This is a genomic window from Syntrophomonas wolfei subsp. methylbutyratica (genome assembly GCF_001570625.1).
In the GTDB taxonomy this organism is placed as follows: domain Bacteria; phylum Bacillota; class Syntrophomonadia; order Syntrophomonadales; family Syntrophomonadaceae; genus Syntrophomonas; species Syntrophomonas methylbutyratica.
On sequence record NZ_BBQT01000005.1, the window covers coordinates 107458 to 122447 of the forward strand.

The 14990-nt window shown below is 46.2% G+C and carries 11 protein-coding genes; 5 read left to right on the plus strand and 6 right to left on the minus strand.

Annotated elements, in window-relative coordinates:
- Together AWB54_RS05980 and glnA are read left to right on the plus strand one after the other, a co-directional pair.
- Complete coding sequence (locus AWB54_RS05980) at positions 1-486, plus strand: DUF456 domain-containing protein (protein WP_061213702.1); 486 nt, start codon at positions 1-3, stop codon at positions 484-486.
- Between the two features lie 30 nt (positions 487-516).
- Positions 517-1845 carry a type I glutamate--ammonia ligase gene (glnA, locus tag AWB54_RS05985; RefSeq protein WP_061213703.1) on the plus strand — a complete coding sequence of 443 codons (1329 nt, stop codon included), beginning with the start codon at positions 517-519 and terminating at the stop codon, positions 1843-1845.
- Between the two features lie 8 nt (positions 1846-1853).
- On the opposite strand, the gene lexA is transcribed toward glnA, so the two are convergent.
- The 4 genes from lexA to AWB54_RS06005 form a co-directional block, all read right to left on the minus strand.
- Positions 1854-2468 (minus strand): transcriptional repressor LexA, encoded by a 615-nt coding sequence (gene lexA, locus AWB54_RS05990; protein ID WP_061213704.1) that lies wholly within the window; start codon positions 2466-2468, stop codon positions 1854-1856.
- Positions 2469-2729: 261 nt separating this feature from the next.
- The gene (locus tag AWB54_RS05995) at positions 2730-3452 is read right to left on the minus strand and encodes a tRNA 2-thiocytidine biosynthesis TtcA family protein (RefSeq protein ID WP_061213705.1); all 723 of its coding nucleotides are present in this window, start codon (positions 3450-3452) and stop codon (positions 2730-2732) included.
- A gap of 417 nt (positions 3453-3869) precedes the next feature.
- The gene (locus tag AWB54_RS06000) at positions 3870-5162 is read right to left on the minus strand and encodes a (Fe-S)-binding protein (protein ID WP_061213706.1); all 1293 of its coding nucleotides are present in this window, start codon (positions 5160-5162) and stop codon (positions 3870-3872) included.
- Positions 5163-5343: 181 nt separating this feature from the next.
- On the minus strand, positions 5344-6744 hold the full coding sequence (locus AWB54_RS06005) for an FAD-binding oxidoreductase (protein WP_082736049.1): 1401 nt from the start codon (positions 6742-6744) through the stop codon (positions 5344-5346).
- Between the two features lie 755 nt (positions 6745-7499).
- Between AWB54_RS06005 and AWB54_RS06010 the strand changes: the two genes are divergently transcribed.
- From AWB54_RS06010 to AWB54_RS06020, 3 genes are all read left to right on the plus strand, one after another.
- Positions 7500-8843 (plus strand): acetyl-CoA hydrolase/transferase C-terminal domain-containing protein, encoded by a 1344-nt coding sequence (locus AWB54_RS06010; protein WP_061213707.1) that lies wholly within the window; start codon positions 7500-7502, stop codon positions 8841-8843.
- A gap of 446 nt (positions 8844-9289) precedes the next feature.
- Complete coding sequence (murB, locus tag AWB54_RS06015; protein WP_061213708.1) at positions 9290-10189, plus strand: UDP-N-acetylmuramate dehydrogenase; 900 nt, start codon at positions 9290-9292, stop codon at positions 10187-10189.
- An 8-nt stretch (positions 10190-10197) separates the two neighbouring features.
- Positions 10198-11955: a B12-binding domain-containing radical SAM protein gene (locus AWB54_RS06020; protein WP_061213709.1), complete on the plus strand. Its 1758-nt coding sequence runs from the start codon at positions 10198-10200 to the stop codon at positions 11953-11955.
- 14 nt (positions 11956-11969) lie between these two features.
- Here AWB54_RS06020 and AWB54_RS06025 read toward each other — a convergent pair whose 3' ends face one another.
- Positions 11970-13694: an NADH-dependent [FeFe] hydrogenase, group A6 gene (locus AWB54_RS06025; protein WP_061213710.1), complete on the minus strand. Its 1725-nt coding sequence runs from the start codon at positions 13692-13694 to the stop codon at positions 11970-11972.
- Positions 13695-13718: 24 nt separating this feature from the next.
- Positions 13719-14942 (minus strand): NADH-quinone oxidoreductase subunit NuoF, encoded by a 1224-nt coding sequence (gene nuoF, locus AWB54_RS06030; protein ID WP_061213711.1) that lies wholly within the window; start codon positions 14940-14942, stop codon positions 13719-13721.
- Positions 14943-14990 lie beyond the last annotated feature (48 nt).

Genomic DNA, 14990 nt, shown 5'->3' on the forward strand with positions numbered 1-14990 from the left:
GTGGAAAGTAGTATCATGGCATTGATAATAGTAATGATTCTGCTCTTGCTGGGAATTGGCGGAACGATTCTGCCTCTATTGCCTGGCATACCATTAATGTTTGTATCCATTGCCGCTTATGGCTGGTATGAGGGCTTCAATACTATTACCCCCAAATACGTTTGTATACTGGCGGCATTGACCGTTATTTCGCTAATTGTGGACTATCTTTCCACTGTTCTGGGGGCTAAATATTTTGGGTCCAGCAAGAAAGGTATGTGGGGAGCCCTGTTGGGTACCTTCATCGGCTTATTTCTATTTCCCCCTCTGGGTCTTCTGCTAGGGCCATTCCTGGGAGCAATGATAGGAGAATACATCGAAATACAGGATGTGGAAAAAGCGGTTAAAATCGGTGTGGGTACTGTTGTGGGCTTGTTCTCCGGCATGGTGTTCAAGCTGGTGCTGGCTATCGGGATGTTTGTATCCTTTCTTATTGTGGTATTTTAATTTTAATAAGGCGGAGGTTGAGGTTGAATTTTGGATAGTAATTATATTTTCCAAAAAGTTAAAGAAGATAATGTCAAATTCATTCGTTTGCAGTTTACCGATATCTTAGGCGTTTTAAAGGCTATTTCCATAACGGCGGATCAACTGCAGAAGGCTTTGGATGGGGAACTCATGTTTGATGGGTCGTCGATTGAAGGATTTGTGCGTATTGAAGAATCAGATATGTACCTTAAACCCGACCCGTCGACATTTTTGGTTCTGCCCTGGAACAGTACCACCTCAAAAGCGAAAACCGCCAGGATAATCTGTGATATTTTTGATTCCAACGGAGAGCCTTTTATCGGTTGTCCTCGCTTTGCTCTATCCCGGGCTATTAAGGAAGCCGGAGAAATGGGCTTTAATATGCAGGTTGGGCCTGAACCCGAGTTTTTTATGTTTCACCTCGATGAAAATGGAATTCCCAGCTTGCAAACCAATGATAAAGCGGGTTATTTCGATCTCCCTCCCGTTGATAAAGGAGAGGAGGCCCGCCGGGATATGGTCGAGGTATTGCAAAGCCTGGGTTTTGAAATCGAGGCTTCGCATCATGAGGTAGCTCCCGGACAACATGAAATAGATTTTAAATATACTGATGCCTTGAGAACGGCGGATAATATCGTGACCTTTCGTATTGCCGTCAGGATTGTGGCCCGGCGTCATGGTCTTCATGCTACTTTTATGCCCAAACCGATATACGGAATAAATGGTTCAGGGATGCACCTGCATGTTTCGTTATTCCGAGGAGGGGAGAATGTATTCTTTGATCCCAACGCGTCCGATGGCCTGAGTGATACCTGCCGCTATTTCATCGGTGGAGTAATGAAGCATGCCCGCGCAATTGCGGCTATAACTAATCCCACCGTCAATTCCTACAAGCGACTGGTGCCCGGCTACGAGGCTCCCGTATATATTGCCTGGTCTCATCGCAATCGCAGCCCTTTGATCAGGATACCGGCACGGCGGGGTATCGGAACCAGAATAGAAATACGCAATCCTGACCCCAGTTGTAATCCTTATCTAGGTCTGGCGGTAATCTTAAAAGCAGGTTTGGATGGAATCCGCAAGCGGCTGGCACCGCCGCTGCCGGTAGAGCAAAACATTTACGAAATGGATCTGGCTACCAGAAAACAACAGGGAATAGAATCCTTGCCGGAGAATCTCTATGAGGCTATTGATGAGCTGCGCCGGAATGAGATAATCCAGGAGGCATTGGGTGCGCATATTTATTCTCGCTTTGTGCTTGCCAAGATGAAAGAGTGGGAAAGTTACAGCTCCCGGGTTTATGATTGGGAGCTGGCCGAATACCTGGAGAAGTTTTAAAGATATACCTATATTCTACGCAGTAAACCTGCGACCTTGCCGGCAATCTGAACATCGTTAACTGTAATGGTATCCATTGAAGTATTCTCCGGCCTTAGTTCCACATAATCATCTCTTCTATAAAATCGCTTTACCGTAGCTTCATTATCCAGAAGGGCAACAACGATTTCTCCATTAGATGCATCAGCTTGCTCTCTTACAATAAGATAATCTCCGTCCAGAATTCCGGCTTCAATCATGCTATCTCCTTTTACCTTCAATATGAAATGATTTCCGCTTCCCAGAAAATCCACCGGTATGGAAAGATAATTATCAATATTTTGTTCAGCCAGTATAGGTGAACCGGCGGCCACATTGCCAATTACAGGGACGGATAGGGCTTCGCTTTGAGGTAAAGGCTCATCATCCAATGGTATAATGGCCCTTGGTTTAGCGGGATCCCGGCGTAAAAGACCCTTTTCCTCAAGACGGACCAGGTGAGAATGAACGGTGGAACTGGATTTTAGCCCAACGGCCTGACCGATCTCCCTGACTGAAGGGGGATAACCCTTCTCTTTATAGCTTTGTTTAATAAAATCCAGGATTTGTTTTTGCCTTTTACCCAATTTTATTTCTTGGTTCATTTCTTGACCTCCACGGGGATTTATTTTACATTATAACATGAATTAGGGATGAAAAAACAACTGTTCGCTTAAAATGTGGAATAAGATTGTCCCAGGGACGGCAAAGAGATGGGATAAAAAACAAATGTTTATTTTGATGTCACTGCAAAAAGTCATTTTTCAAAATTAACACTGCCATATCTAGTATAATGGTGAGGTTTTGAACACCATATGTAGCGTTGAGTATACCCGGGAACAGGTTTTTTGCAGTGGCATCTTGTTTTAAATCCAGAAAGATTCTTGATCTACATTTTCAATGCTGGCCAGAAACTTCTGGCGCGCTCCGGGGAAGTGGGATTCAATAAGGTTCAGCAATTCTCCGACTTCAGCGCGTTTGCCGACACCATCTGCGGGGCAGCGGTTGGGGGCAGGAGAGAGACCTTTGGCTTCGATAAAGCGTGTTATATCAGCTTCTTCTACATAAACCAGAGGCCGGATTATGGTGATATCCATGCGGTCCAGGTAGGTGCTGGGTTTAAATACCTTAAATCGACCCTCGAAAAGCATGGAGAGAAACATGGTATTGACTGCATCATCCAGATGATGACCCAGGGCCACCTTATTGCAATTAAGACCTTTGGCCAGCCGGTTCAGGGCTCCCCGTCGCAGGTTGGCACATAGGGAACAAGGGTTTTTCTCCTGGCGATTATCAAAAACTATTTGACCAATATGGCTTTTCTCTACAGTTAAGGGTGCTCCCAGTTCCTCGCAAAATGCCGACATAACTTCAATATCATTCTCCCAACCGAGATCGAGATAAACCGGAAATACTAAAAAATCCAGGGGGGTATAGCGATACAGCAACAGCAAGAAATAGAGCAGGGTAAGACTGTCTTTACCCCCCGACATTCCTATAGCCACCCGGTCGCCATTCTCCAGCAGCCGGTATTTTAGATTGGCATCGCGAATATTTCTAAAAATCTTCTTCTCCAAACGCTTACTCATCCACTTGCTTCCCTAGAGGGTGTCAAGGGGACGGTCCTTTTGACACCGCAACCCCTCACCCCTCACCCCTTACCCCTCACTTTTCTTACTAATTAATGTTGGTTCTACTGCAAAAACCCCTTTTTGTTGCATAAGGGTTGCATAAATATGCAAAGCGAGCGTTGGCGAAGCATGGATGCAACACCCGGCGAAGACGAGCAGGCGAAAGGGGGCGAGCGACAGGATGTCGCGGGAGCGCCACCTCCCATGGACGGGAGATTGGCGCGGTACCCCTTGAGCCGCGAGACAAGCCGTAGGTGTTGCCCATGCGTAGACTGCGAGCGGAATATTTATGCAAGCAAATGCATAATTATTACTTTTTGCAGCGGAATTAATGTTGAAAAAGGGGAGCTGGTTTTCTCCCCTTAATACCCCGTCTTATTTCTTGGCCGGTGTTCGCTTGAGACTTTGGCTTAGCAGTTCTACCGGGTGCATGACGCGCGCATTCCACTTGTGCCTTTGCACCCCATGTCTTAGTTGCATCATACAGCTGGGACAGCAGGTAGCAATTACCGCAGCAGCAGTTTCCATGGCACTATCCATCTTCTTGTCCAAGATCCTCATTGACAGGTCATAGTGGGTCAGGCTATAGGTTCCGGAACCGCCACAACAGCGATTGGCTTCACCCATTTCTATATATTCCACTTCCGGTATCTGCTGAAGAAGCTCTCGGGGAGCCTTTTTAATCCCCTGGGCATTGGCCAGGTGACAGGGGTCATGATAAGTTGCCTTTATTCTTTTCTCAACTTCTTTGCCGGGTATTATGATCTCAAGCTTTTCCATCAGGAATTGGGTTAAATCCATTACCTTTTGAGAAAAAGCCATAGCCTCATCCTCAATCTTCAAACCTCCCAACAGGAATTCCATGTTCTTGGGGGATAAAGCTGACGAACAGGAGGCGCAATCAGTAACAATATAGTCATAATCAGCGTTGTTGAATATCTTTATATTATGGACGGCCAATTTCCTGGCCGTATCCATTTTGCCATTGGCAATGTGCGGCAGACCACAGCACTTCATATCCCGGGGAATAATTACTTCACAACCGTAGTGGGTAAGTACATCCACCGTAGCCCGTGCCACCTGGGGATTCAAGAGGTCGGTACCACAACCCAGGAAATAGGCTATACGATATTTCTTTTCCCCCCGGGCCGGGTTATATTCCGGAAGAAAGCTTCGCGCTGACTGCCGGGGAACGGAAGTCAAGATTTTCTCCGCTTTAGATAAATCGCCAGGTAGAATACTGGTCAATCCCAGATTGCGAGCCAGGCTCTGCAAGCCGCTTTTTTGAGCTCCCCACATTAACCTGCTGGAGGCTTTGAGCAAACCCGGTCTGGTCCACAGGCTGTCAAATATCAGTTCCTTGCTCAGACTGGGATTCTTGTCATATATATAGGAACGGGCCGCCGCATTCAGTTCATGTATATCTATTCCCGAGGGACAATTGACACTGCAGTTCTCACACATAAGGCAATTGCTTAAACGCTCACTCACATCGTTATTCGGCTCAACCTTGCCATCTCTTAGCATCTGCACCATGAAAACATGTCCGCGGGGGGCGGCGGTTTCATTTCTAATTTCAGCAAAAACCGGGCATACACTTCTGCATTTACCGCAACGCACACATTTCATTATTTGCTCTTTTACGGGAGGCAATTCATGAAACTCCACCAAAACCTCCTCCTTCCAATAAACTAACCCTCCAAATGTCATGGGGACGGGGTTGCTGACAAACAACATCAAAAACTCTTTACTTACTAACCCCCTATGGCCAGGGGACATAAACCTCGATGAAAAGGGGAATTAGCCGGCACTTGAATGCTGAGATGCAGTAGCCATCCCCTTGTGCTGCTTAGATCAGCTTACCCGGATTCATTATGCCCCGGGGATCGAAAACCCTCTTTATATCGCGCATAAGCTGGGCGGCCCGGCCGTGCTCCAGTTCAGCATATTGCCGGCGGACAGCGCCCACCCCATGTTCCCCGGTGGTGGAACCCTCCATGGCAATAGCCAGGAGGTGTATTTCATGCACTAAATCTATAACTTTTTTTACTTCTTCGGGATTTTCCGGGTTAATTACCGGAGCGGTATGAACATTACCATCCCCGATATGTCCATAATTTACTACCTTTATCCCATATTTTTCTCCCAGGGCTCTGATGGCTCTGAGGGTATCGGCTACACGCGACAGGGGAACACTTATATCTTCACCCGCAAACACCCGGCTGGCATCAGCTCTTACTCTGGCAGCAGCAGTAGCGGTTATGCTGCGTCCTTCCCATAACTCAGCCATTCTCCTGGGTTCTGTGGCCCATTCCACGCTGCGGGCCCTCTTTCCCACCACTTCTTTTATAAGCGAGCCCTCATATTCCACGCTGGGGGGATTGCCGTCAACCTCGAACAAAAGAATTGCTTCTGCCTGGGGGAGATTTATTTCCGGTTTAAACTGATTTACTGCGTCTATAGCAGAACTGTCAAGGATTTCAATACCTGAAGGCAGTATCCCCGCCTGGTATATATCGAGTACGGCCGCCGGGGCCTCATCCAAATTATCAAATACGGCCATGGCAATACCGCGAGCTTTGGGTTTGGGCCAGCAGCGCAGGCGAATCCTGGTTACAATCCCCAGTACCCCTTCTGAGCCTACCATTAGTTTGGTAAGGTTTAAACCGGAGACATTTTTTATGCACCTGGCCTTGACCCCGCCGGTGGTAATTACCTCTCCGTTGGGCAATACCACTTCCAGCCCTAAAATATATTGTTCGGTGCAACCATATTTTACCGCCCTCAAGCCACTGGCATTGTTGGCGACCATGCCTCCTATAGTACACATCTGACTGCTTCCGGGATCCGGCGGGAAGAATAGATTATATTTAGAAAGTTCCTGGTTTAGTTGGGCATGAATAACCCCGGGACGGACAATAACCTGCATGTTGGGAGCGTCTATTTCCACGATTTCATCCCAGGTAGACAAATCCAGAACTATACCACCCTTTAGGGCGATACAGCCACCCGTCTCACCGGTTCCTGCACCTCGGGGAACAATATCAATATTATTTTCAAAGGCAAAGCTGGCTATATTCTGCACTTCTTCCGTGGAGCGGGGAAAGACCACAGCCAGTGGGCTAACCGGCTCCAGCTTGGTCAAAAAGGAACTGTCATAGGAATAATACATCAAATCCAGCTCTTCGCTCAAAACCTTTTCCTTACCCAGCATTTTTATTAAAGCTTGTCTTATCTTATCTTTATCCAAAGAAATTCACTCCCCCCTAAAAACTAATATACTAAAGAAATTCTCCAAATTCCTTGCCTATTATAACACAGATGAAGTTAAAGAGGATTTCTAATTTCAGCTTCCCTATTATCCAAGCTGAGGTTTCCATGCCACCTGCTTATTATCTTTCCCTTGCCACCTTAAACTCTCAAGCCGTCATCGGGTGTTGCATTCATGTTTCTATATCCTGTTGCATCGAGTTTTTTGCCGCAGAGTAATAAGTGGCTTAGTACAGTCCTTTTTAGACTAAAGAGGGAGTGATCCTATTACATATATCTCAACACGTATCGACAATATAATGCAATCGTACAAGCTATAATGCAAAATTACATGAATGCTAAATTAGCAAAATTGCCGCAAAACCCGAGAGGTAAAGGCTCAATGTGAATGATATGCTCTTGTATCGCGAAATAAATGCAAATTAGCATGATGCAATTGGCATACATGCATTAATATTGGTGAAAATTTTTATCTAAATAATTAAATATATATTATGCAAGTATTAGAATGCCATATGAATCCGAAGCTTAGAGCAATTATTAACTTTTGGCATTCTATTTGCATGTATTATCAGAAAGGATTGAATATTTAGAAATTTCCCGCATTAATTTGTTCCCGCTTAGCGAATAAAGCTAAAGATAAGCAATTAAATCTGTATGAAAGGGGTTGATGCCAGAAGCATTCTTATTTTCTGTTCGGTTTGTCAGATATTAATATAAGGAGGAGTTATAATAATGAGTTTTGCGGACGAATATAGAAAAAAGCTAGTTTCAGCGGATGAGGCAGTAAAAATTGTGAAATCTGGAGACTGGATCGATTTTGGTTCCTTTTGTGGACAGGTCAGAACCCTGGACAAGGCCTTAGCAAAACGCAAAGATGAACTGAAAGATGTTAAAATATGGACTTGTGTTAATCCCTATCCAACCGAGGTTAATGTGGCCGATCCGGAGGGTGACTCCTTTGTCTGGCATAGCTGGCATATGTCCGGTGCGGATCGCAAGGTCGCAAAAACCAAAGCGGTTTATTATTCTTCGATAGTCTACTCGGAGCTACCCCGTTATGTCCGGGAGCATATTGAGCCCCTGGCGGTAGCCATGCTGCAAGTTACTCCCATGGATAAACACGGATATTTTAATTTTGGACCCCAGGCTACCCACACCCGTGCAGTTTGCGACCGGGCCCAAAAGATTATTGTGGAAGTAAACGAAAAACAACCCCGTTGCCTTGGTGGTTATGAAGAAGCTATCCACATTTCGGAAGTTGATTATATTGTGGAAGGGGAAAACCAGCCCCTGGCCCAGATTCCGGCTCCGCCTCTCAGCGAAGTAGATGAAAAGATAGCCAAACTTATTCTGGAGGATATGTATGACGGATGTTGTGTTCAGTTGGGAATTGGCGGTATTCCTAATGCGGTGGGCATGATGATCGCAGACTCTGACCTGAGGGATCTGGGATGTCACACCGAAATGCTGGTGGATGCCTATGTCTATATGCATGAGGCAGGAAAGCTGTCTGGCAGCAAAAAACAAACCGATCCCGGAAAAATGGTCTATACCTTTGCTCTGGGTACCCAAATGCTTTATGACTTTATCGATGACAATACCAAATGCGCCATGTATCCGGTAAATTATACCAATAGCCCAGCTGTTTCTTCACTCAACAATAATCTTATAACCATTAATAATGCGGTGGAAATCGATCTCTATGGGCAGATTTGTGCCGAGTCATCCGGATTCCGTCAGATTAGTGGAACCGGAGGACAGTTCGATTTTGTCATGGCCGGTTACCTCTCCCGGGGCGGCAAATCTTTTGTATGTATGCCTTCTTCATATAAAGCTGCGGACGGGAGTATCAAATCCAGAATATGTCCCGCGCTTCCCCCGGGAGGAATTGTTACCGATACCCGTTCCATGGCCCCTATTATCGTTACCGAATACGGCAAATTTCATCAAAAGGGCATGTCAGTTTGGCAGCGGGCGGAAGGCTTGATCGGAATTGCTCATCCTGATACCAGAGATGAGCTAATCAAAGCCGCCCAGGAGCAGGGTATTTGGAGAAGGAGCAACAAAATAAGCTAATTAATAACACTTGTTAGTCAAAGCACCCTGTAGTTGAAAAAGGAATAATCAACTATTGCTAAAAGTCGTGATGCTGATAAAGGAATAAGAATTCAATTATAAAGCACCCCAATAGAATAGCCCCATATTATATTCCCCCAGTTTTTTTAAAAGCGGCAGGATCTACTCTGCCGCTTCATTCTTTAATCTAAAGTTGGAGTTGCAGTTAAAAAGCGTTGGATAATTGGATATAATCTATATTAGACTTTAATACTATTGTTTTTGCTTCGCAAAAGCCTGATTTTGCACAGCGCTAAACATAGTTCCTTGTTTAAGGCATAAATTTAAACGGGAAGGGCAGCAGGTTTTAGCATCCGGTAGAATTATGGAAAAGCGGAACCACGCTATACAGCAAGTTGTTGACGATATCTGCCTGCCAGGTTGATTAATGTTTAAAAGGAGAATTTATGTATTCTGAGTTATTTAACATTTTGCCCCCGGAAAGAATAAGAATTAATGAACCCATGAAAAAGCATAGCAGTTTTAAAATTGGTGGACCGGTAGATATAATGGTCTTGCCGGAGAGCATTGAAGAAATTCAAAGGATTTTACACTATTGCCGCAAACAGGACATACCTTGTTTTGTCTTTGGCCTGGGCAGCAACCTTCTGGTCAGAGACAAGGGAATAAGGGGATTGGCCATAAAAGTGGGGAATAACCTCAAAAATATTTCTATCTGTAATGATACCATCTTTGCTGAGGCCGGGGTCAGGCTTGCGGAGCTATCCCAGGCGGCTGCCGACTACAGCCTCAGTGGTCTGGAATTTGCTGAAGGCATACCGGGAAGCCTGGGGGGAGCAGTGGTAATGAATGCCGGTGCCTACGGCGGGGAAATGAAAGATGTTTTAAAGGAAGTCAGGGCAATTACTCCTGCCGGAAAATTGTCCAGCTTTAAGCCGGAAGAAATGAAACTGAGCTATCGGGGAAGCATTTTTCAGGAAGAAGAACTGATTGTGGTTTCAGCCCTTATGCAATTGAAAAAGGAAAGGGCAGAGGATATCAGAGCCAGGATGCAGGACTTTGCCAAACGCCGCCGTCAAAAACAGCCCCTGGAATACCCTAGTGCGGGCAGTACTTTTCGGCGTCCTGCAGGATTCTTTGTGGGACCGATGATTGAAGGGATGGGGCTTAAAGGTTTAAAAGTTGGCGGAGCTGAGGTTTCCCGCAAGCATGCCGGATTTATCATTAATAGCGGTAATGCTACCGCCAGCGAGGTGTTGGAATTAATTGCGATAGTTAAGGCTAAAGCCAAAGAGCAGTATGGAATAGAGCTGGAGACAGAAATCAAGGTAATTGGAGAAGAATAAAAAATACTATGAAGCTGTTATTAACCACCCTCAATGCCAAATATATTCACTCAAGTCTCGCCCTGGCCTACCTTCAAGCGGTTGCCGCTGATGGCAGCTGGGAGACTAGAGTACGCGAGTTTACTATAAACGAAAAGAACGAGTACATTATGGCGGAGATATTTCGCGAGCAGCCGGATGTGCTCGCTTTTTCCGTTTATATATGGAATGTTGGCGCCATCTTGGAAATCTGTCGCGAATACAAGAAGGTAGCTCCACAAAGCTATATTATTCTGGGCGGACCGGAAGTAAGTTATAATGCTTTAACTGTTTTGGAGGAAAATGAAAGCATTGATTGCATAATACGCGGGGAAGGGGAGGAGAGCTTAAAGGAAGTCCTGGAGAGTATCGCCGGAACCAAATCCCGGGCAGCAATAAAGGGTATAAGCTACCGAAATGGGCCGTCAATTCTCGATAATCCCGATAGGGAACTGATAGCTGACCTGGCTATTATTCCTTTTCCTTACCAGGACCAGCTGGACTCCTACCACAAGCGTATTTTGTATTACGAGACCTCCCGGGGTTGCCCCTATAATTGCAGTTACTGCCTATCCTCAACCATCAAGGGGGTGCGTTTTTTTCCCCTGCAGAGAGTAAAAGAGGATCTGGCAAAGCTAATTCACGCCGGGGTAGAGGAAGTAAAATTTGTTGATCGGACTTTTAATGCCGATGAAAGGCGGGCCCGGGAAATCATGGAGTTTATTATTTCCCAGCAGGGGAATACCCGCTTTCATTGCGAGATAACTGCGGAATATCTATCCCCTGAATTCATCTCCTTCCTGGCTACCGTGCCAGCAGATTTATTTAAATTTGAAATCGGCATTCAGTCTACCTGCCCGGAAAGCCTGGCAGCGGTAAGGCGGAATAGCAACTGGACACGCTTGAGGACTAATATTGAAAGGCTGCAAGCTGCCGCTAATATCCACCTGCACCTCGATCTTATTGCCGGTCTGCCTTACGAAAGCTTTAAGCGTTTTGGCCGTTCTTTCAATGATGTGTTCTCTTTACACCCGGATGCAATTCAGCTGGGTTTCCTTAAGCTCTTGAAAGGTTCGCAGATACGGGCTGCTGCCAGGGAACATGGATATCTGTTTCAGGACAATCCCCCCTACCAGTTGCTGGCTAATCATTATCTCGACTACAATGATATACTGCAGTTAAAACAAATAGAGAACCTGCTGGATCGTTATTACAATTCAGGCAAGATGCGTTTTACGCTGGATTTTATCGTACAACAGATCTATCAGGGTGACGCTTTTAATTTCCTGGCTGCTTTCGCCTCTTATTGGCAGGAACAGGGGTACTTTGCCTGCTCTCACCGCCAGGAAGCGGAGTACAATTTTCTGCTGGATTTTATTAAGAGCAATTTTGTTGAGTTTCAGGAAACAGTCAACGAACTCCTAAAATACGATTATCTCTGGAATCAGCAATCATCTAATCTACCCTCCCAATTGAACAGGTATAACCCGGAAAACACGAGCCAAATTCTCTACACCTTGATAAAAGACCGGGATTTTGTGCAGTCAAATCTACCTCCATATGCAAGCAGAAAAAGCAACCGGGAATTGCGCAGGCTGCTGCATCTCGAATTTTTCAAAACCGACCTGATTACGGGAATACGCTCTTCCCAGCTTGTCCCTTATCTTTTTCTCTATAATCCCCGCCGGAAAAAAGCAGAAGAGTTGATAAAGGTGCCAGGCACCTTTATCAACTCTGACATAAATTAATTATTGTTTTTAAATTATAAGAATTTTTTGTTCTTGGGATGATAATGCGTATGCAGGAGTTCATGGGATTTATGTCCCAGAGGTTCATGCAGGAACTCCTCGTAAAGGGTTTTGACTTCCGGATTGTCGTGTGATTTTCTCAAGGGCAATCCTTCATCTTCCGCATAAATAGCCTCTATGCGTTCCACCCGTTTGACATTGGCTTTGGTGATGGGCTGACCGCCGCCGCCAATACAACCGCCGGGACAAGCCATGATTTCAATGAAATGATAAGGCGACTCGCCTGCTCTAACCTGCTCCATCAGTTTGCGGGCATTGGCCAGTCCATTGGCGATTGCTACTTTAACTACCGTACCATCCAAATCTACAGCGGCTTCCTTAATACCGGTTATACCGCGGGTAGCGGCAAAATTTACATCTTCCAGGGTCTTTCCGGTTACTACCTCATAAACGGTACGCAGGGCCGCTTCCATAACCCCGCCGGAAGCGCCAAAGATTACGGCGGCACCGGTGTATTTACCCATCCAGGAATCGAAATCGGAGGCGGGCAGCTTGCTGAAATCCAGCCCGCTCATACGGAATAGCCGCCCGATTTCACGGGTGGTCAACACCAGGTCAACATCCTGATAGCCGCTATCGTTCATCTCCGGCCGGGCTGCCTCAAACTTCTTGGCTACACAGGGCATAATGGATACCGAATAAATCTTGGAGGGGTCAATACCCATCTTCTCGGCCCAGTAGGTCTTGGCCAGAGCTCCAAACATTTGTTGTGGAGACTTGCAGGTGGAAAGGTTGTCCAACAAATCCGGATAGAAGGTTTCGCAGAAGTTGATCCAGCCGGGACTGCAGGAAGTGAACATGGGCAGAGTCCCGCCTTCCTTCAAACGCTTCAATAGTTCGTTGCCTTCTTCCAAAATAGTAAGGTCAGCGGAAAAGTTGGTGTGCAGAACATAATCAAAACCGATTTGCCTTAGTCCCTGTACAAAGGTTCCCATCGGCATTTCACCGGTCATCATGCCTATTTCTTCAGCAATAGCCACTCTGACTGCAGGTGCTATCTGGGTTATCACCACTTTGTCGGGATTAGCTACTGCAGCCAGGAATTCATCAATCTGTTCTCTTTCGCCGATGGCGCCAACCGGGCAGGCATGGATACATTGTCCACACATTACGCAAGGACTGTCAATCAAGGCTTTACCCAGGGTGGGAACCACCATAGAATTATAGCCGCGTCCTTCCAGACCCAGGGCATTTACGCTCTGGACAACGGAACAGGCTTCGATGCAACGGCGACAAAGTATGCATTTATCCTGATCCCGGAATAGGGCGGGAGTGGAAAAGTCTTTGGCAAATCCCCGTACCTTGTATTCAAAAGGATTCTCTCTTATGCAGTATTCCTGGGCCAGGTCCTGCAGTTCGCAATTGCCGTTTCTTATACAATTCAGGCAGTCCTGCGGGTGATTGGATAATATCAATTCCAGTATGGTTTTTCTGGCTTCTAAAACCTTCGGGGTTCTGGTTTTTACGACCATTCCTTCAAAAACGGGCATGGCGCAGGCCGCTTGCAGCAACCGGTTGCCTTCTACTTCACATACACATACTCTGCAGTTGGCTTTAATCGACTGGTCAGGATGAAAACACAGGGTAGGTATTTTAATGCCGACTTCACTAGCTGCCTGCAGGATGGTAGAGCCCTCAGGAACGGATACTTTAATTCCGTCTATTGTCAGGTTAACCATTCATATTCCCTCCTTTGCTCTTTCCTACACGAATTTAGCTTCGTAGTCGGCTTTGAAGTGCTTGATGGTGGTCAATACCGGAGCAGGGGCGGCCTGACCCAGGCCGCAGAGACACGAATAGGACATTACTGTACCTAACTTCTCCAGCAAAGCAACATCCTTGTTCGAGCCGCGTCCTTCGTTAATCTTTTCCATTAGTTCTGCGGTTCTGGCGGTGCCTTCGCGGCAGGGCGCACATTTTCCGCAGGATTCATGTTCAAAAAAGCCTGCTATCCTGGTGGCTACATCCACAATGTCCCGGCTCTCGTCAATAACGAAAGTAGCCCCGGAGCCTAAGGTAGCTCCTATAGCGGACATGGAGTCGAAAGCCACCGGGGTATCCAATAAGGCTTCAGGGATGAAAGCGCCTGAAGTTCCGCCGATTTGCACCGCTTTGAATTTTTTGCCGCCGGGGATACCTCCGCCAAATTGGAAGACTATCTCCCTGATAGTGGTGCTGGTAGGAACCTCGAAAAAGGTTCTGTTGTTGATATCGCCGGTCAGGGTAAAGACTTTGGTTCCCGGATAGGCAGGATTGCCAATACCGGCATACCAATCGGCTCCCTTTTCAATTATGACGGGAATGTTGGCGAAGGTCTCAACATTATTGACGATAGTGGGTTTGGACCATAGTCCTTCAGAAGGTGGATAGGGGGGTTTAAAGCGAGGTTCACCGCGTTTGCCTTCAATGGATTCGATAAGAGCGGTCTCTTCACCGCAAACATATGCTCCGGCTCCGCTTCTAACTTCGATATCAAAATCCTTTACCAATCCCTTTTCTTTAGCCTGGTTAATCGCAGTATTTAGGGTACTTACCAGGAAAGGGTATTCTCCTCTAAGATATATATAACCCTGGGTCGCTCCAATAGCATAAGCACAAATAGCCATTCCTTCAATTAAAGTGTGCGGGTCGTTTTCCATGATCAAACGGTCTTTGTAAGTACCTGGCTCGCCTTCATCAGCATTACATATGACATATTTCTGCTCAGCCTGTGCGCCAGCGGCAAAAGACCACTTCATTCCACAATTAAAACCAGCACCACCGCGGCCCCGTAGATTGGATTTCTTAACTTCGGCAATGAGATCTGCGGTATTCATAGCACGAGCTTTTTCCAGGGACTTATAGCCGCCCTGAGCCAAATAGTCATCGATCTTCAGGGGGTCGATCTTACCGTAGTTCCGCAGCACTATACGCATTTCTTCGGCCATTCGTATGCCTCCTTTCTGTATTCTTTAATAACCCCAACTAAAGTTCTT

Excerpts from the sequence above, each read along its gene's own strand:
- lexA (WP_061213704.1), bottom strand. The coding sequence starts at position 2,468 with ATGAACCAAGAAATAAAATTGGGTAAAAGGCAAAAACAAATCCTGGAT.
- AWB54_RS05995 (WP_061213705.1), bottom strand. The coding sequence starts at position 3,452 with ATGAGTAAGCGTTTGGAGAAGAAGATTTTTAGAAATATTCGCGATGCC.
- murB (WP_061213708.1), top strand. The coding sequence starts at position 9,290 with ATGTATTCTGAGTTATTTAACATTTTGCCCCCGGAAAGAATAAGAATT.
- AWB54_RS06025 (WP_061213710.1), bottom strand. The coding sequence starts at position 13,694 with ATGGTTAACCTGACAATAGACGGAATTAAAGTATCCGTTCCTGAGGGC.
- AWB54_RS06010 (WP_061213707.1), top strand. The coding sequence starts at position 7,500 with ATGAGTTTTGCGGACGAATATAGAAAAAAGCTAGTTTCAGCGGATGAG.
- AWB54_RS06020 (WP_061213709.1), top strand. The coding sequence starts at position 10,198 with ATGAAGCTGTTATTAACCACCCTCAATGCCAAATATATTCACTCAAGT.
- nuoF (WP_061213711.1), bottom strand. The coding sequence starts at position 14,942 with ATGGCCGAAGAAATGCGTATAGTGCTGCGGAACTACGGTAAGATCGAC.